General features: G+C 70.2%; 20 protein-coding genes. 9 read left to right on the top strand and 11 right to left on the bottom strand.

Annotated features, from left to right (window positions below; translation table 11 throughout):
• Positions 1–572 precede the first annotated feature (572 nt).
• Positions 573–1,760 carry a hypothetical protein gene (locus tag ACFWY9_RS12275; RefSeq protein WP_378338906.1) on the top strand — a complete coding sequence of 396 codons (1,188 nt, stop codon included), beginning with the start codon at positions 573–575 and terminating at the stop codon, positions 1,758–1,760.
• A 13-nt stretch (positions 1,761–1,773) separates the two neighbouring features.
• On the opposite strand, the gene ACFWY9_RS12270 is transcribed toward ACFWY9_RS12275, so the two are convergent.
• A complete protein-coding gene (locus ACFWY9_RS12270; protein ID WP_378338855.1) occupies positions 1,774–2,544 on the bottom strand; it encodes a TetR/AcrR family transcriptional regulator in 771 nt (256 codons plus the stop codon).
• Positions 2,545–2,676: 132 nt separating this feature from the next.
• Between ACFWY9_RS12270 and ACFWY9_RS12265 the strand changes: the two genes are divergently transcribed.
• Entirely contained in the window at positions 2,677–3,087 is a 411-nt protein-coding gene (locus tag ACFWY9_RS12265) for a DUF1992 domain-containing protein (RefSeq protein ID WP_378328043.1), read from the top strand.
• On the opposite strand, the gene ACFWY9_RS12260 is transcribed toward ACFWY9_RS12265, so the two are convergent.
• A complete protein-coding gene (locus ACFWY9_RS12260) occupies positions 3,084–3,869 on the bottom strand; it encodes a carbon-nitrogen hydrolase family protein (RefSeq protein ID WP_378338854.1) in 786 nt (261 codons plus the stop codon). The genes ACFWY9_RS12265 and ACFWY9_RS12260 overlap by 4 nt on opposite strands.
• 29 nt (positions 3,870–3,898) lie before the next feature.
• Between ACFWY9_RS12260 and ACFWY9_RS12255 the strand changes: the two genes are divergently transcribed.
• Entirely contained in the window at positions 3,899–4,531 is a 633-nt protein-coding gene (locus ACFWY9_RS12255; protein ID WP_378328042.1) for a GntR family transcriptional regulator, read from the top strand.
• 5 nt (positions 4,532–4,536) lie between these two features.
• Here ACFWY9_RS12255 and ACFWY9_RS12250 read toward each other — a convergent pair whose 3' ends face one another.
• Positions 4,537–5,877 (bottom strand): MFS transporter, encoded by a 1,341-nt coding sequence (locus ACFWY9_RS12250; RefSeq protein ID WP_378328041.1) that lies wholly within the window; start codon positions 5,875–5,877, stop codon positions 4,537–4,539.
• Between the two features lie 90 nt (positions 5,878–5,967).
• Between ACFWY9_RS12250 and ACFWY9_RS12245 the strand changes: the two genes are divergently transcribed.
• From ACFWY9_RS12245 to ACFWY9_RS12235, 3 genes are all read left to right on the top strand, one after another.
• A complete protein-coding gene (locus tag ACFWY9_RS12245) occupies positions 5,968–6,705 on the top strand; it encodes a DUF2848 domain-containing protein (RefSeq protein ID WP_378338853.1) in 738 nt (245 codons plus the stop codon).
• A gap of 69 nt (positions 6,706–6,774) precedes the next feature.
• Entirely contained in the window at positions 6,775–7,905 is a 1,131-nt protein-coding gene (locus ACFWY9_RS12240; RefSeq protein ID WP_378338852.1) for a metallophosphoesterase, read from the top strand.
• Positions 7,906–8,027: 122 nt separating this feature from the next.
• Positions 8,028–8,822, top strand: a complete 795-nt coding sequence (locus tag ACFWY9_RS12235; RefSeq protein ID WP_378338851.1) for an alpha/beta fold hydrolase — start codon at positions 8,028–8,030, stop codon at positions 8,820–8,822.
• Between the two features lie 12 nt (positions 8,823–8,834).
• Here the strand turns inward: ACFWY9_RS12235 and ACFWY9_RS12230 are convergent, their stop codons facing one another.
• Positions 8,835–9,734: an SAM-dependent methyltransferase gene (locus tag ACFWY9_RS12230; RefSeq protein WP_378338850.1), complete on the bottom strand. Its 900-nt coding sequence runs from the start codon at positions 9,732–9,734 to the stop codon at positions 8,835–8,837.
• A gap of 133 nt (positions 9,735–9,867) precedes the next feature.
• Between ACFWY9_RS12230 and ACFWY9_RS12225 the strand changes: the two genes are divergently transcribed.
• Positions 9,868–10,530 (top strand): HAD family hydrolase, encoded by a 663-nt coding sequence (locus tag ACFWY9_RS12225; RefSeq protein WP_378328036.1) that lies wholly within the window; start codon positions 9,868–9,870, stop codon positions 10,528–10,530.
• Here the strand turns inward: ACFWY9_RS12225 and ACFWY9_RS12220 are convergent.
• Entirely contained in the window at positions 10,514–10,972 is a 459-nt protein-coding gene (locus ACFWY9_RS12220) for an NUDIX domain-containing protein (protein WP_378328035.1), read from the bottom strand. The genes ACFWY9_RS12225 and ACFWY9_RS12220 overlap by 17 nt on opposite strands.
• Before the next feature lie 148 nt (positions 10,973–11,120).
• On the opposite strand from ACFWY9_RS12220, the gene ACFWY9_RS12215 reads away from it, so the two are divergent.
• Positions 11,121–11,588 carry a DoxX family protein gene (locus tag ACFWY9_RS12215; RefSeq protein ID WP_378328034.1) on the top strand — a complete coding sequence of 156 codons (468 nt, stop codon included), beginning with the start codon at positions 11,121–11,123 and terminating at the stop codon, positions 11,586–11,588.
• A gap of 83 nt (positions 11,589–11,671) precedes the next feature.
• On the opposite strand, the gene ACFWY9_RS12210 is transcribed toward ACFWY9_RS12215, so the two are convergent.
• The 6 genes from ACFWY9_RS12210 to ACFWY9_RS12185 all read right to left on the bottom strand — a co-directional run bounded on the left by ACFWY9_RS12210 (position 11,672) and on the right by ACFWY9_RS12185 (position 17,120).
• Positions 11,672–12,274: an ATP/GTP-binding protein gene (locus tag ACFWY9_RS12210; protein WP_378328033.1), complete on the bottom strand. Its 603-nt coding sequence runs from the start codon at positions 12,272–12,274 to the stop codon at positions 11,672–11,674.
• Positions 12,255–12,626 (bottom strand): DUF742 domain-containing protein, encoded by a 372-nt coding sequence (locus tag ACFWY9_RS12205; RefSeq protein ID WP_378328106.1) that lies wholly within the window; start codon positions 12,624–12,626, stop codon positions 12,255–12,257. Before ACFWY9_RS12205 ends, ACFWY9_RS12210 begins: the two co-directional genes overlap by 20 nt.
• A 79-nt stretch (positions 12,627–12,705) precedes the next feature.
• Positions 12,706–13,122: a roadblock/LC7 domain-containing protein gene (locus ACFWY9_RS12200; RefSeq protein ID WP_378328032.1), complete on the bottom strand. Its 417-nt coding sequence runs from the start codon at positions 13,120–13,122 to the stop codon at positions 12,706–12,708.
• Positions 13,122–15,584 (bottom strand): nitrate- and nitrite sensing domain-containing protein, encoded by a 2,463-nt coding sequence (locus ACFWY9_RS12195; protein WP_378338905.1) that lies wholly within the window; start codon positions 15,582–15,584, stop codon positions 13,122–13,124. The genes ACFWY9_RS12200 and ACFWY9_RS12195 overlap by 1 nt, the downstream gene beginning before the upstream one ends.
• A 373-nt stretch (positions 15,585–15,957) precedes the next feature.
• Positions 15,958–16,233, bottom strand: a complete 276-nt coding sequence (locus tag ACFWY9_RS12190) for a hypothetical protein (protein WP_378338849.1) — start codon at positions 16,231–16,233, stop codon at positions 15,958–15,960.
• A 227-nt stretch (positions 16,234–16,460) separates the two neighbouring features.
• Complete coding sequence (locus tag ACFWY9_RS12185; protein ID WP_378338848.1) at positions 16,461–17,120, bottom strand: transcriptional regulator; 660 nt, start codon at positions 17,118–17,120, stop codon at positions 16,461–16,463.
• 139 nt (positions 17,121–17,259) lie between these two features.
• Between ACFWY9_RS12185 and ACFWY9_RS12180 the strand changes: the two genes are divergently transcribed.
• Positions 17,260–19,179: AMP-dependent synthetase/ligase (locus tag ACFWY9_RS12180; RefSeq protein ID WP_378338847.1), on the top strand; the 1,920-nt coding region annotated here is incomplete at its 3' end.

Below are 19,179 nucleotides of genomic sequence, written 5' to 3'. Positions count from 1 at the left end.
CGGTGCATCTACCGCACCAAGGGCGTCCCTCGGCGCCCAGCCACCCCCGAGGCGGCACCCCCGACGTCGCGAACGCGTCGTTCAGGACGCTCAACGTCGCGAACGGAGCGTTCGGGACGCTCACCCCCGCCCGGCGCTCGGCGGCGACATGCACTGAAGGCGCCCTTCGTCGCGCCAGACGCACTGAAGGTGCCCTTCAGCCCCTCGCCCACCCCAGACGCGCCACCCGGCCGACACGTGCCGATCACCTCGGGTTCGTCGCGGGCTGCCGTGCGGGCCACCCAACCGGCGCCGGACACCCGTAAGGTGGCCCGGGACGGCGCGGCACGCACCGGCTTGTCCACTATGGACAGAGGGCGGGAACAGGAGTGAGAGTGCGTGAAGCCCGTGTGAAGATGACAAGTTTACGACGTTGGTTTTATGCCAGACGGACGAACTTCGTCGAAATCCCCGGTTTTCGCTTGGCAAAGCACCAAAGTTTGCTTTGATCGGATAGCTTTCCCATACCCGCCGGTAACTCGGCGAGCGGGTGACCGGGCAGGACAACGGAGTTCGAGGAACGGGGTGTGAGCATGCCGAAGCACCGGCCACGAAAAGCGCGTTCGGTCCGGCAACGGACCGCCGCGGCGCTGGCGGGCGGCGCGCTGGCCGTGCTGCCGACGATCACCGCGAGCGGCCTGATCTCCCCGGTGGCGCACCAGGCGCCGAACGGCCAGAAGCCGGCCGACCAGGCCGCGCCCGCTCGCGTACCGGACGTCGTGATGCCGCCCGTCGCAGTCGATGGCAGCCTGCCCCAGCCCCCGGTGCCCGAGCCGCTCATGGCGCCCGGCGCGCACGCCTCCTCCGGGTCCGCCGGGGTGTCGGGCCCGCTCGGGATCCCCGCCAGCATGCTCAAGGCGTACAAGAACGCGGCCGACATCATGGCCAGGGAGCAGCCGAACTGCCACATCGACTGGCAGCTGCTCGCCAGCATCGGCCGCATCGAGTCCAACCACGCCCGCGGTGGCTACGTCGACGCCAAGGGCAACACGCTCGAACGGATCCTCGGCCCCGCCCTCAACGGCACCGGCGGGTTCGCCGCGATCCCGGCCTCCGACGGCGGCGCGTTCACCGGCGACCCGGTGTGGGACCACGCGGTCGGTGCGATGCAGTTCATCACCGGGACCTGGCGTGCCTACGCCTCCGACGGCAACGGCGACGGCGTTTCCGATCCGAACAACGTCTACGACGAGACGCTCGCCGCCGGCCGCTACCTGTGCTCGGGCAATCTCGACCTGTCCTCGATCGAGGTCCAGCGGATCGCGGTGCGCCGGTACAACAACTCGCAGTCCTATGTGGACACCGTGATGGCGTGGGCCACCGCCTACCGGGGCGGCGTGGCACAACTCCCCGACAGCGAGGTGCCGATCGGCGCCCCGCCGAGCCACCCCGCCGAAGGCGCTCCTGGCGCCGTGGCACCGCCCCCGGCCCCGCCCGGCAGCACGCCGCCGCCCCCGCCCGGCCCAGGCACCCCCGGAAGCACTCCGCCGGGCAGCAGCCTCCCGCCCACCGGGACACCGACCACCTCGCCGACGACGCCACCGACCACGCCGCCGTCGACTCCCCCGTCCACGCCGCCGAGCAGCTCGACACCTCCGTCGAGCAGCACTCCGCCCGCGACACCTCCGTCGAGCAGCACCACGACGACGCCCGCGACCGCTCCCACGAGCACGAGCAGCACCACGGCGTCGAGCAGCACCACGACGACGTCGGCGAAGTGAGCCGGAAGCCGAGTCAGGCGACGAGTTCTTCGATGCCGTCGAGCAGGCGGTTCAGGCCGAAGTCGTAGGCCTGGGCCGCCTGTTCGGCCGCGGTCAGCACGAAGCCGCCGTTCTCCCACACCCGCGCCATCGTGGGGTGCCGATCGACCGGGAAGTACCGGTGCCAGAACACCGAACGCTGGTCCCACCAGGCGTCGTCGGACTGGCCGGTGACACGCTCCAGATGCGCGCTTTCCGCCTCCAGCGCGGCGTTCGCGTCGATGTAGGTGCCCAGCGCGCCCGCCGCCGCCGTGACCTGGGCGGCCCCGAGGCCGAGGGAGTCCAAAGTGGACAGCAGGTACTCCTGCCCTGCCAGATGCCCCGGCCCGAGCGCGGGCCGCACCCGGGAAGCCTCGCGCAGCCAAGGATGACGGCGGTAGGTCTCGCGCGTGCGGTCGGAGTAGAGCAGGACCTGGGCTCGCCAGTCGGCGGGCCGCTCGTCGCCTGGGCCGGGCAGGAGGCGTTCGGCCAGTACCTGGTCGACCATGAGGTCCAGCAGCTCTGCCTTGCCGGGAACGTAGGTGTAGAGCGTCATCGTCCCGGCCCCGAGTTCCTTGGCCACGCGGTGCATCGAGGCCGCGACGAGACCTTCGGCGTCCGCGACGCCGATCGCGACTTCGACGATCCGGCCGACGGCCAGCCGCGGACGACGCCCGCGCGCGGGTTCGGAATGCTGCTCGCGCACATGCCACAGCAGTGCCAGCGCGCGGTCGATGTCCTCGGCGCCGTTGTGCTCGACCGTCATCTGTGTTCAAGCTCCTCGCGCCGGCCGCCGCTGTCCCCGGGGGATCGTACGCGACCGACGGCTTTCCGTACGTTATACGGCTCACACGGCCGGAAATCGGTACCCTGAGTCCCAGAACGGGAGGAGACGGGGATGACGAAGCGGAAGCCGCCGGGGGCGTCGTTCGGAAGCTGGGTCGACAAGCAGATCTCCATCGCCGAGCAACGCGGCGACTTCGAAAACCTGCCCGGTGCGGGCAAACCGCTGCCGAAGGGGACCGGCAGGGACGCCGCGACGGAGTGGATGCTGCGCCAGGTCAGGGACCGCAACCTCGACACGTCCGACATGCTGCCGCCATCCCTCGCGCTGCCGAAGGAAATCCAGGATCTCCCGGCGAAACTCGCCAAGGAGCGCACCGAGAAACGCGTCCGCGAGATCGTCGAAGACCTCAACGCCCGTATCCTCAAGGCCTACCGGGAGCCCCAGCTCGGACCGCCCCTCGCCGTCGCGATGGTCGACGTCGAGGAGGCGGTCGCGAACTGGCGGGAAAGCAAGGCGAGCTAGCCAAGGACCGGGACCCGCTGCCGGACCGCGCGCACGGTTTCGACGTCGATCTCGGCGGCGAGCAGGCCGGGGCCACCGCCCAGCCGGGTGTGCACCGCGCCCAGCGGATCGGCGAGCACGGACCGGCCGACGCCGAGCGGATCGGTGCCGGACGGCGGTGTCCAGGCCTGATCGCACGCGAGCAGCCAGGCCTGCGCGTCATGGGCCCTGGCCCGGGTGAGCAGATCCCACTGCTCTTCCTTGCCGGGCCCGGCGCCCCACGACGCCGGGACGACGACGAGTTCGGCACCGGCGCGGCCGAGCGCGGTGAAGTGGTCGGCGAAGCGCAGGTCGTAACAGGTCGCGAAGCCGATCCGGACGCCGCGCAGCTCCACCTGGACCAGCTCGGTGCCCGGGGCGACGGTGTCCGACTCGCGCGAGCCGAAAGCGTCGTACAGGTGGATCTTCCGGTACGCCGTTTCGAGGCCGCTGCCGGTGATCAGCAACGTGTTGTGCACACGGCCGTCCGGGGCGGGCTCGAACATCCCGGCCACGACAACGACTTCGTGCGCCGCGGCGATTTTGCGGACGCTGTTCGCCCACGGGCCGTCGAGTGGTTCCGCCGCTTCACGCGGATCCGCCGCGAAACTCGCCATCGCCGCTTCCGGCAGGACGACCAGTTCCGCGCCGCGCCGCGCCGCCCGCCCGACGGCGTCCTCGATCGCCGCGAGATTCGCCAGCGGGTCGGTGCCGCCCGCGATCTGGGCGGCGGCGATCCGCAGTGTGGTGGGGTTTCCGGTCATCGAGGCCTCCCAGCCTGTATACATGTGGTATGCGTTCTGATGGGGGTTCGGGCAGGGATCGGGCGTACCAGTACCTGCGGTCGACCGTCCTGACCGACCCGGCGGTGTCCGGCACGTTCATCAACGAGCAGGCGGTGGCCACGAGCGTCGGCGTTTCGCGCACTCCGGTGCGGGAAGCGCTGCTGATGCTCGCCGCCGAGGACCTCGTCCAGCTGGTGCCGCACCGCGGCGCGTTCGTCACGCCGTTGCCGGGCAGGCAGATCGCCGAGCTGATGCAGGCCCGCGCCGTGATCGAATGCTGGGCGGCCACGACGTCGCTGGCCGCGGGCCGCGCGCCCGCCGCGGAGATGGCGAAGCTGATCGAGCGGCAGCGGGAGGTCGCCGACGACGCGCGCGCCTTCATCGACCTGGACAGCGAGTTCCACGCGCTGCTCGTCGACGCCGCGGACAACAGCGTGCTCGCCCGGCTGTACGAGACCTTGCGTGCCCGGCACGTGCTGCTCGGCGTCGTCGCGCTCGAACGCAGCGACGACCGGCGCCGGGAAGTCCTCGCCGAGCACCAGGAGATCGTCGACGCGCTGGCCGCGGGGGACGCCGGTGGCGCCGAGGCGGCGATCAAACGCCACCTCGATGCCACCGGCAACATGCTGATGCAGGGCTGACCGGGTCACTTCCCCGCCGCGGTCGCCTGCTGGTCCGGCACCTCGTCGACGTCGTCGACCACCGCGCGGCCGAGGCCGAGCCCGACAAGCGTCACCACGCACGCGACGGCGATGTACGCCGCGATCACGTACCCCGAGCCGGTCTCGGCGAGCAGCCAGGTGAACGCCAGCGGGGCGATCGCGCCGCCGATGACACCGGCCAGGGTGTAGCCGAGCGAACTGCCGGTGTAGCGCAGGCGCGCGTGGAACTGCTCGGAGACGAACGCCGCCTGCGGCCCGTACATGAGCGAGTGGAAGAACAACCCGCCGATCACGCCGATCAGCAACGAAACCATTCCGCCCTGCGCCATCGCGAAGAACAGGACGCTCCACACGGCGCCGCCGATGGTGCCGATCGCGTAGACGCGCTTGCGGCCGTAGGCGTCGGAAAGCCAGCCCGCCAAGGGAATCAGCCCGACCTGAAGCGCGGAGCCGACGAGGACCGCGGTGACGGCTTCGCCGCGGCTCATGTGCAGGGTCTTGGTCGCGTACGTCAGCACGAAGACGGCGAACATCGCGTACAGCACGTCCGGGCCGACTCGCGACAGCACGGCGGCGGTCAGCGCGCGGGGCTGCGTGCGGAAGACCTCCCGGACCGGCGCGGCCGGGCGCTCACCACGTTCGGACAGCTCACGGAACACCGGGGTTTCCTCGAGACTGGCGCGGATCCACAGGCCGAACGCGACCAGCACGGCCGACAGCAGGAACGCGATCCGCCAGCCCCAGCCGAGGAACTGGGCCGGGGTCAGGACACCGGCGAGAATCGCGAGGACTCCGTTGGCCAGCAACGTGCCCAGCGGCGGACCGACCTGAGCGGCCGAAGCCCAGAAACCACGCTTCGACGTCTCGCTGAACTCACTGCTGAGCAGCACGGCGCCGCCCCATTCGCCGCCGACACCGACGCCCTGGGCGAAGCGCAGCAGCACGAGCAACGCGGGCGCGAGCGCTCCCGCCGAGGCGTGCGTCGGCAGCAGGCCGATGCCGAACGTCGCGATGCCGATCAGCAGGAGCGTCGCGACCAGCACCTTCTTGCGGCCGATCACGTCGCCGAGCCTGCCGAAGACGATGCCGCCGAGCGGCCGGGAAATGTAGCCCACCGCGTAGGTCCCGAAGGCCTGCAACGTGCCGGTCAGCGGCTCGCTGGTGGGGAAGAACAGGTCACCGAAGACCAGCGCGGCGGCCGAGCTGTAGACGGCGAAGTCGTACCACTCGAGCGACGTGCCGGAGAGGCTTGCCGCGAAGGCCTTGTACAGGCTGCGGCGCTCCGCGCGCGGCTGCGCTGCTTCGGGGTGTGGGGAATGAGACATGGAACTGGAACCTCCTAGGCGGCTGCCCCATACTTGCTGTATACAACGTGTCTACGCAAGTCCCCGCTCCGAATTCCTGGAGGCAGTAACGTGACCGAAACCCAGATCAGCACGCCGAAGGCCGACCGGCGGAACCTGGTCCGGTTCACCGTCCCCGGTGGCGCGGTGCGCGAGATCGAGGTGCGGTACGCGCTGAACGGCGGATACGCCGGCCGCGACACCGCACAGGTCCAGCACCACGTCGACGAGCTCGCCGCGCTCGGCGTCCCGGCTCCGACGCGGGTGCCGACCCTGTACCCGCTGTCGTCGAACCTCGTCAGCCAGGCCGAGACCGTGCAGGTGCCGCACGCGCGGACGTCGGGCGAGGCGGAATGGGCGCTGGTCGTCGGGGAGGACGCCGACGATCTGCTGCTGACCGTGGCCTGCGACCACACCGACCGGGCGCTCGAAGTCCACGGCGTGGCGTGGAGCAAGCAGTCCGCTCCGGACCTGCTGGGCGACTTCGCGTGGCCGCTGGCGGACATCGCCGACGAGCTGGACACGTTCACGCTCAAGGCCTGGGTCCGCCACGGCAGCGCCGACCAGAACGACGAACAGCTCGTCCAGGACGGCACGCTCGCCCAGCTGCTCCCGCCGTCGTACTGGGTGGAGCAGCTGCGCGAGCACGGGTTGCTGCGGCCGGGCACCGTGGTGCTGAGCGGCACGATCCCGATGATCGAGGGCGTCGACCAGTTCGCCGACGGCTGGCGGGTCGAGCTGACCGACCCGCGCGGCACGACCAGCCGCGTCGGTTACACGGTGGAGCGGCTGCCCGAGGCCTGGGACTGACCCGGACGAACCATCTCCGCTTTTCGACTACGCTGGGTACATCCGGTTCAGTGGAAAGCAGGCAGTGCGATGGGTCGTTATCTCCGGGTGGTCGTGCCGATCCTGGCACCGCTGCTGCTGTTCGGCGTGCCCTGGCTGTCGCTCGTGCTCGCCCCGGACTGGTCCGCGGCGGGGTTCACTATCGGCACCGTCGTTTTCGCGGCGGCCCTGCTCGCGCTCCCGGCACTGATGATCCTCGGTCACGGCCCGCGCCAGCTCGACGCGGCCGCCCGCACCGGTGACATCCTGCTCGGCGTCGTCTGGGTGCTGTTCACCTGGAGCGTGCTGGGCCAGCTGGTGCGGCTCGTGCTCGCACTGTCCGGTGTGGACGATCCGGCGCGGACGGTCGCCGTGGTGACCGCGGCCGTCGCCGTCGTGCTGCTCGTCGCGGGCAACCGCGCGGCCATGCGGGTCCCGCCGGTCAAGGAGGTCGACGTCGTCATCCCGCGGATCGGGCCCGGCATCGACGGGCTGCGGATCGCGGTCGTCACCGACACGCATTTCGGGCCGCTGGACCGGACGAAGTGGTCGGAGCGCGTCGTCGCGATGGTCAACGGACTGAGCGCCGACGTCGTGTGTCACGCCGGAGACCTCGCGGACGGCTCGGTGGCGCGGCGACGCAAGCAGGTCGACCCGCTCGGCGGCGTTCAGGCCGGGCTCGGCCGGTTCTACATCACCGGCAACCACGAGTACTTCGGCGAGGCGCAGGCCTGGCTCGATCACATGGCCGGGCTTGGCTGGGACACCCTGCACAACCGGAGCACGCTGGTCGAACGCGGCGGCGACCGGATCCTGTTCGCCGGGATCGACGATCCGACCGGCGCCGGATCCGGGCTGCCCGGCCACGGCCCGGACCTGCCCGCCGCGCTCGACGGCGTGCCGTCCGATGTCCCGGTCGTGCTGCTCGCCCACCAGCCGAAGCAGGTCGCCCAAGCCGCCGAGGCCGGAATCGACCTGCAGATCTCCGGGCACACACACGGCGGCCAGATCTGGCCGTTCCACCTGCTCGTGCGGCTCGACCAGCCGACGCTGGGCGGGCTGAGCCGCCACGGCGAACGCACCCAGCTCTACAACAGCCGGGGCACCGGCTTCTGGGGCCCGCCGTTCCGGGTCTTCGCGCCCAGCGAGATCACCCTCCTCACCCTGCGCCGTAGCGCCTGACCTGCACTTTCCCTTGATGTGGCGTCGATCCGCACCGCCGACAAATTTTTTTGTCTTGACAGCTCGATAGTTCGGTGCGAACGTAGTCGTCGACAGCGACCCCACAGAACGGAACAGACGTCATGAACACCGTGGTTTCCGCCGACGGCACGACCATCGCCTACAGCCGCGTCGGGCAGGGCCCCGCGCTCGTCCTGGTCGACGGCGCGATGTGCTACCGCGGCCAAGGCCCCAACGAAGCGCTCGCCGCAGCGCTGGCCGACCGCTTCACCGTGTACACCTACGATCGGCGCGGACGCGGCGAAAGCACCGACACCGCGCCGTATTCGGTCGACCGCGAAATCGAAGACCTGGCGGCGGTGATCAAGGAAGCGGGCGGCGCGGTCTCGCTGTACGGCATCTCCTCCGGCGCCGCGCTCGCCCTCGAAGCCGCGCACCGCGGCCTGGCCGTGCGGAAACTCGCGGTCTACGAGCCGCCGTTCGTCATCGACAGCACCCGGCCCCCTGTGCCCGCCGACTACCCGGACCGGGCCGCGGCGGCGGTCGAGAACGGCCGCCCCGGCGACGCGATCAAGATGTTCATGACCGAGGCCGTCGGCCTGCCCGGCCTGATGGTCACGATGATGCGCCTGATGCCCGCGTGGCCGAAGCTCAAGCGCGTCGCGCACACCCTGCGCTACGACGCCGAGATCATGGACGGCAACCAGGCCGGGCGCCCGCTGCCCGAAGGCCGATGGTCCGGGATTTCGGTGCCGGTACTGGTGTCCGACGGCGGAAAGAGCCCACAGTGGATGCGCAACGGCGTCGCCGCGCTGGCCACGCAGCTCGGGACCACCGTCCGCACGCTGGACGGCCAGACGCACCTGGTGAAGACCAAGGTCCTCGCCCCGGTCCTCGCCGACTTCTTCGCCCAGTGACCGGTCGCCGAGTCAGCTGGGTAAGTGTGCCTTGACGAGCTGGGCCTGGCCGAGGAACGACTCGGTGCCGGGATACATCTCCCTGCCGTACCGCGCGAACGCCTCGCTCGCCTGCTCGACGTCGACCTCCCAGCCCTGCGCGCCGAGCCACTCGTTAGGGTTCCGGCGCGGGGCGCGGTTCCACAGGGTTTCGATGTCGATCCCCATGTCCAGGCTGGCCTGGCGGAACGGCGCGTCCAGCGAGTCCGGGAAAGCGGATTCGGGCAGTCGTTCGGTGGCGACGTGGCTGCCCGGCGCGGACAGCTTCACGATCTCCCCGAAGAGTTTTTCCTCGGCCTCGGGCGGCAGGTACGGCAGTAATCCTTCGGCGAGCCACGCCGTCGGGCGGCCCGGCTGGAAACCCGCGCCCAGCAACGCGCGGGGCCAGTCCTCGCGGAGGTCGACCGCGACGGCCCGACGGCGGCAGGCGGGCACGGCACCCTGTGCGTCGAGGACTTGCTGCTTGAACTCCAGCACCCGCGGCTGATCGATCTCGAAGACGTCGCGGCCGGTCCAGTCGAGCCGGTAGGCCCGGGTGTCGAGGCCGGCGGCCAGGATCACCACCTGCGGAGTGTCCGCGGCCGCGAAGTAGTCGTCGAAGAACCGGGTGCGTACGCCCATATAGCCCGCCATGGACGCCCAGTCGCTCACGAGAGCGTCGTCGCCGGGTTCGAGTGGGAGCGGCACCGGCGGCTTCGCGGCACGCACGAACGACGCCGCGTACGGATCGTCGATATGGCCACTCGCCGTCTCCACCGCGCGGGCGGACGCCACCGCGAGCGCGGTCAGGCCGACGCTGGTCACGATGTCCCACTGCCGGTCGTCCGTCATGTCGACCCCCGATCCACCGCCGATGATCTTTCTCGCGATCATGGCACCGCGCGATCGACTCGGCACTATCCGTGCACGAAATGCCCGACTTCCCCGGCTGTGGCGTGCCTCTCACCCATCCGGCCCAGCGCCCGCTGACTTGCTGTGGCGGAGGTCGGTCGGGCAGGGTGCGGGAGTGTCCTTCCGCGCCTTGATCTTCGACTTCGACGGCACCCTCGTCGACACCGAATCCGCCGTACTGGAGGCCTGGCAGGGCACCTTTCGCGAGCTCGGCACCGAACTTCCGCTCGAGAAGTGGTACGAGGTCATCGGCACGCACACCACGACGCCCGCGATGTTCGCCCTGCTCACCGAGCTCGTCGGCGAACACGATCAGGACCTCATCCGGCAGGCCAACCGCACCCGGATCCTCGCGCGCCTCGAAACCGAAGGCGTACGCGAAGGCGTGCTCGACTACCTCGACGTGGCCACCGCTCAAGGACTGCGGCTGGGGATCGCGTCTAGTTCTTCGATGGGCTGGGTGCGGACGCATCTCGACCGCCTCGGGATGGCCGAGCGGTTCACGTCCGTCGTCACCGGCGACCGGCACGCGGCGAAACCCCGGCCGGACCTCTACCTCGCGGCCCTCGCCGAACTGGAGGCCGACGCCGCCGACGCGATCGCGTTCGAGGACACACCCCACGGCGTCTCCGCTGCGAAGGCCGCCGGGATGACCTGTGTGGCGGTGCCGAACCCGATCACCGCCGGACTCGACTTCTCCCACGCCGACCTTGTCCTGCCCGGCTTCGACGCCAAGCCGCTCGACGAGGTGCTGGAGCTGTTCACAGCAAAGCGGTGAGCCGGTCGAGGAACGGCCGCTGACCCACGACGAGCTTTTCCCTTGCCACGTCGAGGGTGAACCACTCGGCCCGGTCGACCTCGGGGAACTCCTGGAGCCGTCCCGACCGCGGCGGCCATTCCAGCTCGAACGTCCCCGGCACGACGTCGGCCGGATCGAGATCGCCCTCCACCGCCCACGCCGTCACGACCTTGCCGGACTGTTTGACCTCGCCCAGTTCCCGGTACTCGCCCTCGGGCGCGGGCAAGCCCAGTTCCTCGGTGAACTCGCGACGCGCCGCCGCCTCGGGCTGCTCGTCCGGATCCAGCTCGCCCTTGGGCAGCGACCACGCGGCCGCGTCCTTCTTCGCCCAGAACGGCCCGCCCATATGTCCGAGGAGGACTTCCGTCTCCCCGTCGCGGCGACGGAAGAGCAGGAGCCCGGCACTGCGTTTGGCTGCCATCGGCCCAGTCTTCCGGCCCGCTCGCCACGCCCGCGAGACGGGTTCGAAAAAAAGTTCCCGGCGGATGTCGATCCGGTCGATCGCCGCTCGACGCATAGGTGAGAGCAAGCCCGAGCCCGGGCGACGACCGAACCGAAAGAGGCCCGAGATGACCACGATCGCCCCCTCCGCCAAGACCGCCCGGACCGCCACCGCCGAGACCACCGAGCGCCGCCGCACCCAGCTCAGCGCCCCCGCGTCCGCCGTCCTCTCCGCCTTCCGGATCGTGGTGGGCTTCCTGTTCCTCTGCCACGGCCTGGTCGGGTTCGGGCTGCTCGGTGGTGTCGACGGCAACGGCACCGCGGTGCCGCTCGGCCAGTGGCCCGGCTGGTGGGCGACGGTCATCGAGACGGTCGGCGCGCTGTTCATCCTGGCGGGCCTGTTCACCCGGCAGGCCGCGGTGCTGCTGTCCGGGACGATGGCCTACGCGTACTTCACCGTGCACGCCGCCGAGGGCCTGCTGCCGCTGCACAACATGGGCGAGCCCGCCGCGATGTACTCGTGGATCTTCCTGCTGATCGCGGCCGTCGGCCCCGGCGCCTTCGCGCTCGACACCCTGCGCCGTCGCCGCCGCTGAATCCCCCGCCCGATGCCGTTAAGGCCACCTTGCAGGCGTCTGACGCCCGTAAGGTGGCCTTAACGGCATTTCGGCGGCGTGGTTCAGAGACCGGCTTGGGCGGCGGCCAGGTCGGACCGCGCCATGACGTGTTCCATCAGGATGGTCAGCACCTGCTTCGTGGACTCGCGCTCGCGAGCGTCGCAGAGCAGCAGCGGGACGTCCGGGCCGAGGTCGAGCGCGGCACGGACCTCCTCGGTGCCATAGCGGTAGGCGCCGTCGAAGCAGTTCACGCCGACGATGAACGGCAGTCCGCGCCGCTCGAAGAAGTCCACGGCGGCGAAGCAGGTTTCGAGCCGACGCGTATCCGCGAGCACGACGGCGCCGAGCGCGCCCTCCGCCAGCTCGTCCCACATGAACCAGAACCGGTCCTGGCCGGGCGTCCCGAACAGGTACAGGATCAGGTCCGGGTTGATGGTGATGCGGCCGAAGTCGAGCGCGACCGTGGTCGTGGTCTTCTGCTCGACCCCGGAGAGGTCGTCCACCCCTTCCGACGCCGCGGTGATGACCTCCTCGGTGCGCAGCGGCGGCACTTCGCTCACCGAACCGACCATGGTGGTCTTGCCGACCCCGAACCCGCCCGCGATCAGCACCTTGACCGCCGTCGCGGTCAGGGATCGCCGGGGATCAGAGTTTCCGGATGCCATCGAGAACCGCCTGCAGTACGTGTTTGTTGGGGGTGTCGGTCGCCGGAGCCGCCGCGCGGAACAGCACCAGGTTCTGTTCGATCAGATCGCTGAGCATCACCTTGACCACCGGCAGCGGCAGGTCCACCCGCGCGGCGACCTCGGCCACCGACACGGGACGCTGGCACAGGGTCAGGATCCGTGCGTACTCCGGTTCCAGCATGGCGACTTCGGCCGCCGTCCGCAGGGCGACCACGAGCGTGATCAGGTCCAGCCCGAGGGTGTCCGACCGGGTGCGGCCGCCCGTGACCGCGTACGACCGGACCAGCGGACCGGCCTCGTCGTCGAACCAGGCTTCCCTCCGCGTCATCATCATGCGATCGCCTCGCTCCGCGAGACAGCGCCCAATCCCTTTTGGCGCATGATATCCATGATTCGCTCGCAAGCTTCGCTCATGGCGACGCGGTCTGCCCCGCCGTGGTCCGCGGCGCCGACGTGAGCACCGCGCCGACCCGCTTGACCATCAGGTTCATCTCGTAGGCGACCAGGCCCATGTCCGCGTCCTCGCTCGCCAGCAGCGCGAGGCAGGCGCCCCGGCCCGCCGCGGTGACGAAGAGGAAAGCGTGGTCCATCTCGACCATGGTCTGGCGGACGTTGCCGCCACCGAAGTGCCGCCCGGTGCCCCTGGCGAGGCTCTGGAACGCCGAAGCCACCGCGGAAAGGTGTTCGGCGTCGGCCTCGCTCAGGTTGCCGGACCGCCCGATGAGCAGCCCGTCCGAGGAGAGCACCACCGCCCGGTCCGCGCCCGCGACCCGCTTGACGAGGTCGTCCAGCAACCAGTCGAGCTCACTGACTCCTGAGTTGACCATTACTCGCGATCTCCGTACCTGTCGTCGATACCGGGTTCCTCCTGCTCACGCGCGCGCCGCGTGCCCTGCTGGAACGCCGCCAGCCGATCGCGGGCGAGCTCCGGCGTGTCCTGCCGGGTCTCCTCCCGTTCCTGCCGCGCAGCCCTATCTTCCCGCAACTGCGGGACGAGGTTCTGCTGCCTCCGCCGCTGGGGCAGCGGGGGACGGCCGGGCGCCGCGGGCCGCTGTGGCTGCTGCGGCCGCCCGTCCTGGGCCGGCCGCGGCTCCTGCGCCGGCCACGCGGGCGGATGCTGCGTGCGCGCGGGCTCCGGGCGGACCGGGCGCTGCGTGCGTGAAGGTAGCGGCGGCGGCGCGGTCTCGCCACCGGACGGCGTCCGCGGCGCGGGCGGCCGCTCGGACGCGGGCAGCTCCGGAACCGGCACGGGCATCGGGGGTTCGGTGCGGTGCTTCCCTCGCCGTGGCCTGCCGATGACGGTGACACCCTCGGTCGGCTCCGGAGTGTCCTCTTCGGACACCGGCCCCCGCTCGGGGAGTTCCTCCTCCGGCTCGGGAAGCTGCGCGAGCAGTTCCGAGCGGACGAGCACGATCGCGCGCGTCCCGCCGTAGGCCGACTCGCGCAGGTGGACGTTGATGCCGTGCCGCGCGGCCAGCCGGGCGACCACGAACAGGCCGAGCCGCGGTTCGTCGGACAACGCCATGATCCCGAAGTCCGGCGGATCGGCCAGCATCGCGTTGAACTGCTCGGCCTGCTCCGGTTCGAGCCCGAGGCCCTGGTCCTCGACCTCGATCACGACGCCCTTGCCGACGACGTTCCCGCGCACCTCGACCCGCGACTGCGGCGGCGAGAACGACGTCGCGTTGTCGATCAGCTCGGCAAGCAAATGCACGAGGTCGCCGACGACCGGTCCGCGCACGGCGATCTGCGGCAGCGCACCGGTTTTGACGCGGGCGAAGTCCTCGGTCTCGGCCGAAGCACCCCGCACGAGTTCGGCGAGACCGACCGGGTTGCGCCACTGACGGCCGGGCTGACCGCCGCCGAGGATGATCAGGTTCTCGGCGTTGCGGCGGGCGCGGGTCGAGAGGTGGTCGAGCTGGAACAGCGTGTCCAGCTGCTCGGGGTCCTCCTGCTTGCGCTCAGCCTGGTCGAGCACCTTGAGCTGGCGGTGCACGATGACCTGGCTGCGGTGCGCGATGTTGAGGAACACCGTCTTGGTGCCCTCCCTCGTCTTCGCCTCGTCCACCGCGGCCGCGATCGCGGTCTGCTGCGCCTTGTTGAACGCGTCGGCGACCTGGCCGATCTCGTCGGTGCCGTGGTCGAGGAAGTGCCCGCCGTCCTCGAGGTCGACCGGCTCGCCGTTGCGGACCCGCTCGACGAGTTCGGGCAGCCGGACCTCGGCCGCGTCCAGGGTGTCCTCGCGCAGCCGCGCGAGCCGTCCGATGAGCCGCCGGGACAGCCGCAGCGCGACGATCACCACGGCGAGCGCCACCAGAAGGGCCGCGGCCGCGCCGATGATCGAGTTGGTCAGGGTGTCGTCGGCGTCGTCGATCGCCAGGTTGGTGGCGTGCGAGCTCTGCTGGACGAACAGCTTCATCAGGGTGACGCCGACCTGGTCGGCCGCGGCCCGCCATTGCTCCTGCGGGACCGGGAGCTTGGTCAGGTCGCCCCGCAGGAAGGCGTTTTCCACGGTGGTCAGCGTCTGCCACTGCGGCGAGGCCACCAGTTTGTCGTACTGGGCCCTGACCTCGGGGATCATCCGCGAGGTCGACGCCTCCAGCTGGGCGTGGTAGGCGCCGATCTGGCCGAGATAGGTGCGGAAGTCCTCTTGGCTCAGCCCGCCCGAGGCGAGCGCCGCCGCCGCGAGGGCGTCACTGCGCCGCATCTCGTCGGCCGCGCTGAACATCGGGATCGCGGTGAGCCGCTCGAAGGCGTTCTCCGCGCCACGCGCGGCGCGGGCCAGCGCGCCGACGCCGTCGATGAACTGGTCCATCACCTGGTTGTAGAAACCGAAGGCCTGGCCGAGCTGGAGCTGGCCGCTGTCGGCCTGCTGGCGGATCTGCGGCGTCTTCGCGTACAGCGTCATGAACGTCGCGATGTTCTGCTTGACGCTGTCGGGGACGTGGCTGTCGGCGGTGAACTGCTTCAGGTTGTCCGCCATGGGCGCCGCCGTGGCGTCGGACTTGGCGCGAGCGGCGGTGAGCGCCGGCCGCTGGCTGGTCTGCCCGGCGAGCATGCCCAGCGTCAGCCGCCGCTCCTCCTGGAGCGCGGCGAAGAACGGGATCGCCGGCGTTTCGGAACTCCTGATCTTCAACGCGTATTCCCGCGACGTGGCCGCGTCGAAAACCAGATAGCCCGCCAGCGCCACACCGACGAGCAGCAGCGCCACACTCGGGATCAACGCGATCGTCAGTACGCGCGACCGGATCGAAGAGCCCCGGCCCCGTCGAACGGAATTCTGCTTCACCGTGGTCCGCTTTCGTTCCGGCAGTTCATGGGCACAGCCTTCCGGCAGTTCGTGGGCACACGTCACCTCAGGACGCTTCTCACCCGGATTCCGACCAGCCGGATCAACTCACCGTGGTCCGCTTCACCGGCGAAGACGTTAGGCAGCCCTTGGCGCGCACGTCAAGTCCGGTCACCTGCGATGATCGCGCTTCCGTGAGCAGGTCACATACCGTTGTGACAGCTTGGAAACTCCGCCACGGTATCCGGACCCGCTGAGCACGCGCTTACCTGCGGTTTCGCACGTCACGCCAGGCCGGAAAGCGATTGTCACCGCACCGGTATGCGGTGTCGAACACGCTGCGCGAACCGCGAAAAACTCTTGGTGACTTCGGTCACGGACGGCGACGGTCCCGGCTTCCGAGCTCCTCGCCGAGAATGCCGGCGACCCGGCGAGAGGCGTCACCGAGCCATCTGCGACACGCCCACCACAAGGTCACCACCGCGGCGGCGAGAATGACGAGCAGCACGCTTTCGACGGGATATTTCCGGACGACTCCGCCATATTCGGCGACCAGATACCCGAATATCACACCGGCACACAGAACAACGGCATGGGAAACACGGAAAGCCCGGCTCCTGCGAAACTGCCTGACCGCGGAAAGAGGCATCCTTCCCTCCTCGCCATCATCGCCCGGTGTCGTCTCCCGGGATCTCCCCCATGAGACGGGCACGCCACCTTTTCCTTACGCCACAAGGGCAAAATTCTCCCCCGGCGCCGCGAGGCACCCGGCTACCGGAAACGGTCCGGAATCATAACAGGCATTCCCGGCGAACAACGCCCTCCTCCCCCATGGGGGCGATTACCCGTCAAGAAACGTTATCGGGCGGTTTCCGGTCACGACGCGGAGAACTCGTCGGCGAGGCTGTTCCAGAACATCAGCTCGTAGCTCTGGAAGAGCCGCGCGTACGTCTTGGCCTCACCGCTCACCCTGCCGCTGTCCAGCCCTGCCTGGACGGCGGCCACCGCCTGCGCCTCGATCTCCGGTACCGGTGTCGCGAAGAAGTCGAAGAATCCGCACGCTTCGTCATCGAAGTCGTAGTGCTCGCGCATCGCGGTGGCGATGGCCGCGCAGTAGCGGCCCCACGCGGCGAAGTTCGCGGTGATCGCGACGACGACATCGGCGGGTTCACCGTTCAGCGCCAGCCACGCGAAGTACGCCGGATACGCCTGGCACCCCGCACGTGGCTTCTCGACGTCGGCGTCGTCCGGCCCGGCCGCGTCGGTGAGCGCGTCGAGCTTCGTGAGCGCGAGGCCCTCCCCCTGAGCGAGCCCGGCGAAGAACTCGAGCGCGTTCGTTTCTTCCGCGCGAGCGGCCAGGGTGTGGAAGCTGCGCCAGTCGCTGCGCACGATCCGCCGCTCCTCGGCGGCGATCGCGGCGAACACCGCTCGCGGCGCCTCGCCCCGCGCGATCAGCGGCACCAGCCGGTTGTCGTCGTCGCGCGGTGCCAGCTCCGCTTGGACGGCGTCGAGCAGTTCGCGTGCCGACCCGGTCATCTCGCTCCTCGGCTGGGTTACGTGGTCCTTCCATTCAAGCGTGCGGCGCAAGGCCACCGGGCGTGGCCGCGATTCTCTATCCAGCGCGCGCCGCAGCTCTTACAGTGTGGCCAACGGGGCTACCTCGAGGAGGCCAGTGTTGACCACTCAGCAATCCGTCGCCGCACAGACCGAAGGGCTCACGATTCCCGGGCTGTTGCACCGCAACGCCACCGAATTCGGAGATCTCCCCGCGGTCACCTCGCTTGACGCCGAAGGGCGTCCGACGCTGACCTGGCTGGAGTTCCGCACGGCGATCGCCGAGGTGTCCCGCGGTCTCGCCGGGCTCGGCCTCGGGCCGCGCGACCGGATGCTGATCATGGCCGTGAGCAGCCCCGAACACCTGACCATCGACCTCGCCGCCGCGCACCTGCGGGCGATTCCGTGCACCGCCTACCACACGCTGAGCCCGGAGCAGATCCGCTTCGTGGCGCGGCACAGCGCGGCCGGTGTCGTCGTACTCGGCGGTGCCGAGGAGCTGAGCCGCTGGCAGCCGGTGCTGGACGACCTGCCCGCGCTCCGGCACGTGGTCGTCTTCGACGCCGGCGCGATCCCTGCCGGTGACGACCGGTTCATCTCGCTGGCCGACCTCCGCGCCAGGGGCAAGGAGGCGCTCGCGGCCGACCCGGACGCCTTCGAAGCCTCGTGGACGGCGATCCGGCCGGACGATCCGCTGTCGATGATCTACACCTCCGGCACCACCGGCGACCCCAAGGGCGTCGTGCTCTCGCATCGCAACGCCATCCACGAAGCCTTCGCGGTGAAGCACGCGCACGGCAGCCCGATGCACGCGACGAACATCGCCTATCTGCCGCTCGCACACATCGCCGAGCGCGAAATCTCGGTGTACATGCCGATCGTCTATGCCGGGCATGTGCACACCCTCGCGGACCCGACCGCCGTCGTCGGCGCGCTCGGCCAGGTCCGCCCGCAGAGCTTCTTCGGCGTGCCGCGGGTGTGGGAGAAGATGGTCGCGGGGCTGAAGAACATGCTCGGCGGTGTCCCCGAAGAACGGCGCACCGCGCTGCTGGCCGCGAACGACCTGCTGCAACAGGGCTACAAACTGCGCAGCGCGGGCGAAGAGGTCCCGGCGGAACTCGCCGAAAAGATCGCGAAGACGGACGAGACCGTGCTCGCCCCGATCCGGGCGCTGCTCGGGCTGGACAAGCTGATGGTCCCCTCCAGCGGCGCGGCCGCGCTTCCGCTGGAGGTCGTGTACTTCCTCGCCGGGCTCGGCGTCGAGATCATGGAGGTCTGGGGGCTGTCGGAGACCACCGGCGCGGTGACCGCGAACCACGCCGGCGCGTTCCGCGCGGGCAGTGTCGGCAAACCGCTCGCCGACGTCGAGGTCAAGGTCGCCGAGGACGGCGAACTGCTGGTCCGTGGCCCGATCGTGTTCCTCGGCTACCTCCAGGAGGACGGCACGATCAGGTCCGCGACCGACGCCGAGGGCTGGCTGCCGACCGGGGACATCGGGACGATCGACGACGACGGTTTCGTCTCGATCACCGACCGCAAGAAGGAACTGATCATCACCTCCAGCGGCAAGAACATCGCGCCGACCCGGATCGAGGGGCTGCTCAAGGAGCATCCGCTGATCGGCCAGGCGGTCGCGATCGGCGACGACCGGCCGTACGTCACCGCGCTGATCGTGCTCGACGACGAGATCGCGCCGGCTTGGGCCGCGGCGAACGGCATCGAAGCGGACGGCGTCGAGGCACTCGCCGAGCACGAAGGCGTACTGGCGGAGATCGGGCGCGCCGTCGAATCGGCCAACGACCGGCTGGCCCGCATCGAGCAGATCAAGCGGTACCGGGTGTTCGCGCGTACGTGGACGCCGGAGAGCGGCGAGGTGACCCCGACGCTCAAACTCAAGCGCCGCATCATCAACGACCGCTACCGCACCGACATCGAATCCCTGTACGACGCGGTCCGGTGGGGGTGGGGGGGGGGGGGTGTGGGGGGGGGGGGGTGGGTGGAGAGACGCGGGTCGGGGGGCGCGGGGGGCGCCGCCCCGCGG

The organism is Amycolatopsis sp. NPDC059027, from assembly GCF_042739735.1.
Lineage (GTDB): Bacteria > Actinomycetota > Actinomycetes > Mycobacteriales > Pseudonocardiaceae > Amycolatopsis.
Note: the sequence above shows the minus strand (reverse complement) of the source record. Positions and strands in the feature narration are given on the sequence as shown.

What these genes read in the sequence shown, in the direction of transcription:
- ACFWY9_RS12185 (WP_378338848.1), bottom strand. Translation starts at nt 17,120, where the DNA reads ATGACCGGGTCGGCACGCGAACTGCTCGACGCCGTCCAAGCGGAGCTG.
- ACFWY9_RS12235 (WP_378338851.1), top strand. Translation starts at nt 8,028, where the DNA reads ATGAACACCGTGGTTTCCGCCGACGGCACGACCATCGCCTACAGCCGC.
- ACFWY9_RS12275 (WP_378338906.1), top strand. Translation starts at nt 573, where the DNA reads ATGCCGAAGCACCGGCCACGAAAAGCGCGTTCGGTCCGGCAACGGACC.
- ACFWY9_RS12270 (WP_378338855.1), bottom strand. Translation starts at nt 2,544, where the DNA reads ATGACGGTCGAGCACAACGGCGCCGAGGACATCGACCGCGCGCTGGCA.
- ACFWY9_RS12200 (WP_378328032.1), bottom strand. Translation starts at nt 13,122, where the DNA reads ATGGTCAACTCAGGAGTCAGTGAGCTCGACTGGTTGCTGGACGACCTC.
- ACFWY9_RS12205 (WP_378328106.1), bottom strand. Translation starts at nt 12,626, where the DNA reads ATGATGACGCGGAGGGAAGCCTGGTTCGACGACGAGGCCGGTCCGCTG.
- ACFWY9_RS12250 (WP_378328041.1), bottom strand. Translation starts at nt 5,877, where the DNA reads ATGTCTCATTCCCCACACCCCGAAGCAGCGCAGCCGCGCGCGGAGCGC.
- ACFWY9_RS12260 (WP_378338854.1), bottom strand. Translation starts at nt 3,869, where the DNA reads ATGACCGGAAACCCCACCACACTGCGGATCGCCGCCGCCCAGATCGCG.
- ACFWY9_RS12230 (WP_378338850.1), bottom strand. Translation starts at nt 9,734, where the DNA reads ATGATCGCGAGAAAGATCATCGGCGGTGGATCGGGGGTCGACATGACG.
- ACFWY9_RS12215 (WP_378328034.1), top strand. Translation starts at nt 11,121, where the DNA reads ATGACCACGATCGCCCCCTCCGCCAAGACCGCCCGGACCGCCACCGCC.
- ACFWY9_RS12210 (WP_378328033.1), bottom strand. Translation starts at nt 12,274, where the DNA reads ATGGCATCCGGAAACTCTGATCCCCGGCGATCCCTGACCGCGACGGCG.
- ACFWY9_RS12190 (WP_378338849.1), bottom strand. Translation starts at nt 16,233, where the DNA reads ATGCCTCTTTCCGCGGTCAGGCAGTTTCGCAGGAGCCGGGCTTTCCGT.
- ACFWY9_RS12265 (WP_378328043.1), top strand. Translation starts at nt 2,677, where the DNA reads ATGACGAAGCGGAAGCCGCCGGGGGCGTCGTTCGGAAGCTGGGTCGAC.
- ACFWY9_RS12240 (WP_378338852.1), top strand. Translation starts at nt 6,775, where the DNA reads ATGGGTCGTTATCTCCGGGTGGTCGTGCCGATCCTGGCACCGCTGCTG.
- ACFWY9_RS12255 (WP_378328042.1), top strand. Translation starts at nt 3,899, where the DNA reads ATGCGTTCTGATGGGGGTTCGGGCAGGGATCGGGCGTACCAGTACCTG.
- ACFWY9_RS12220 (WP_378328035.1), bottom strand. Translation starts at nt 10,972, where the DNA reads ATGGCAGCCAAACGCAGTGCCGGGCTCCTGCTCTTCCGTCGCCGCGAC.